At 71.4% G+C, this 2101-nt stretch carries 2 protein-coding genes; both read left to right on the top strand.

Annotated features, from left to right (window positions below):
• The first annotated feature begins 51 nt into the window (after window positions 1-51).
• The gene (locus tag G6017_RS06075) at window positions 52-1491 is read left to right on the top strand and encodes an MFS transporter (RefSeq protein WP_347237953.1); all 1440 of its coding nucleotides are present in this window, start codon (window positions 52-54) and stop codon (window positions 1489-1491) included.
• A gap of 4 nt (window positions 1492-1495) precedes the next feature.
• Window positions 1496-2101, top strand: a 606-nt coding sequence (locus G6017_RS06070; protein WP_182616451.1) for an ATP-binding protein, incomplete at its 3' end; no start/stop codon positions are given.

The raw sequence follows: 2101 nt of genomic DNA, 5'->3' as shown, positions 1-2101 counted from the left end.
CCCCGTCCCGCCCCCCGTCCCGTCCCACCCATCCCCCATCGGAGGTCCACCGTGACCGAGAAGACCGCAACCACAGCCGACGTCTGGGAGTCCCCAGCGCATCGGCGAACCGTCTACGGAGTACTGGCCGTTGTCGCGCTGGCCATCCTCTTCGACGGCTACGACCTCGTGATCTACGGCGCGATCCTGCCCACGCTCATGGCGGACCCCGGCCAGATCGGCCCGCTCGGTGCCGCTCAGGCCGGGGCCCTGGGTTCGTACGCCCTCGTCGGAGTCATGATCGGAGCGCTGAGCGCGGGCGCCGTCGGTGACCGCATCGGACGTCGGAGGATCATGCTCGGCTCGATCGCCTGGTTCTCGGTGGGCATGGCCGCCACCTCTTTCGCGCAGAACATCACGACGTTCGGGATCCTGCGCCTTCTCACCGGCCTCGGAATCGGCGCGATCGTCGCCACCGCCGGTGCGATCATCGCCGAGTTCGCCCCCGCGGGGCGGCGGAACCTGTTCAACGCCGTGGTCTACAGCGGAATCCCCGCCGGCGGAGTCCTCGCCTCGGCCCTCGCGATGCTGCTGCGCGACCACATCGGCTGGCGGGGACTGTTCCTCATCGGCGCACTGCCCCTCGTCATCGTCCTGCCCTACGCGTGGTACGCCCTGCCCGAGTCGCCGCGCTGGCTCTCCTCGCGGGGGCGCACCGACGAGGCCGTCGCCCTGTGTACCGCCCGCGGATTGCCGGTCAACGCCTTCATCGACGCCCCCGCCGGGAGCCCTCACGGCTCCGGCGCAACGGGTACCGCCGCACCGTCGCCCACCGGATTCGCCGGGCTGCTGACCCCGGCCTATCGACTCGGCACCCTCCTGCTGGGGTTCATGAGTTTCGCCGGACTCCTCCTGACCTACGGGCTGAACACGTGGCTGCCGACGATCATGGAGTCGTACGGTATCGACGCCAAGAGTTCCCTCGGCTTCCTGTTGGTCCTCAACGGCGGTGCCATCGCCGGCGGGCTGGCCGCATCGCGGTTGGCCGACCGACACGGCCCGCGCGTGATCGTGGCCTGCTCCTTCCTCCTGGCCACGTCCGCCCTGGTCGCCGTGACCCTCTCCCCGCCGATCGCACTGATGATCCTGCTCGTCGCCGCTGCCGGCATGGGCACCATCGGGACCCAGGTACTCGTCTACGGCTTCGTCTCGAACTACTACGAGACCGGCTCCCGCGCCGCGGGTGTGGCCTGGTGCGCGGGTTTCGGGCGCCTGGGCGGAATCCTCGGTCCGGTCATCGGCGGCCTTCTCGTCGCCGCGGGCCTCCAGGCGGAGACCTCGTTCCTCGTCTTCGCGGGCGTCGCCCTGGTCGGGGCCCTGATCACCCTCGCCGTCCCGCGCTCGCCGGGCCTGGTCGCCCAGGTCCCCGACACCCTCATCGGCGCCGGTCCCGACGGCAGGTCCGACGGTTCTCGGGAACGGATCGAGACCCCGGCGGCCGACCTACGCTGAGGTCATGACCACCATGCCCTCCCTCATCCCCCGCCACGGTCACCACCGCGTCGTGGAACGACTCCGTGAGCTCCACGACGCGGTGGTGGACCGCGGGTCGTCAGTGGTCCTGGTGACCGCCCCGTACGGTGCGGGCAAGAGTCACCTGGTCGACACCCTGCTCACCGGAACCACCGGCGTGACCACGGTGCTGACCAGGGCGTTGCCGTGGGAACACGACGTCCGGTGGGTGATCGCGGACCGGATCCTCCGGCGACTTCCCCCGGTCGCCCCGCCGGGTGACGGCGAGACGCCCGGTCCGGCCGGGGTCGAGCGGACCGGGTCCCGGGTGGTCGACGAGCTCGACGCCGCGCTCGGGGGCGCCGGCGCCGGGACGGTCATCGTGATCGACGACGCCGACCACGCCGATCCAGGATCCCTCCGCGCACTCGGATCGGCTCTCGAGACCTCCGTCGACGGTGCGGTTCTCCTGGTCCTCACCGCAGGGAACCCCTCGGAGGGGCCGTCCGCGGACCTGTGTTCCACCCTCGCCCGCGAGATCCTGCACCTCGGGGCACTCGACCACTCCGAGATCCGGGCTCTGGCCGCAGCCCGCACCGGGCGGGAACCG

Source organism: Dietzia sp. B44 (assembly GCF_014145245.1).
In the GTDB taxonomy this organism is placed as follows: Bacteria; Actinomycetota; Actinomycetes; order Mycobacteriales; family Mycobacteriaceae; genus Dietzia; species Dietzia natronolimnaea.
This window is presented reverse-complemented; position numbering and strand designations above follow the sequence as displayed.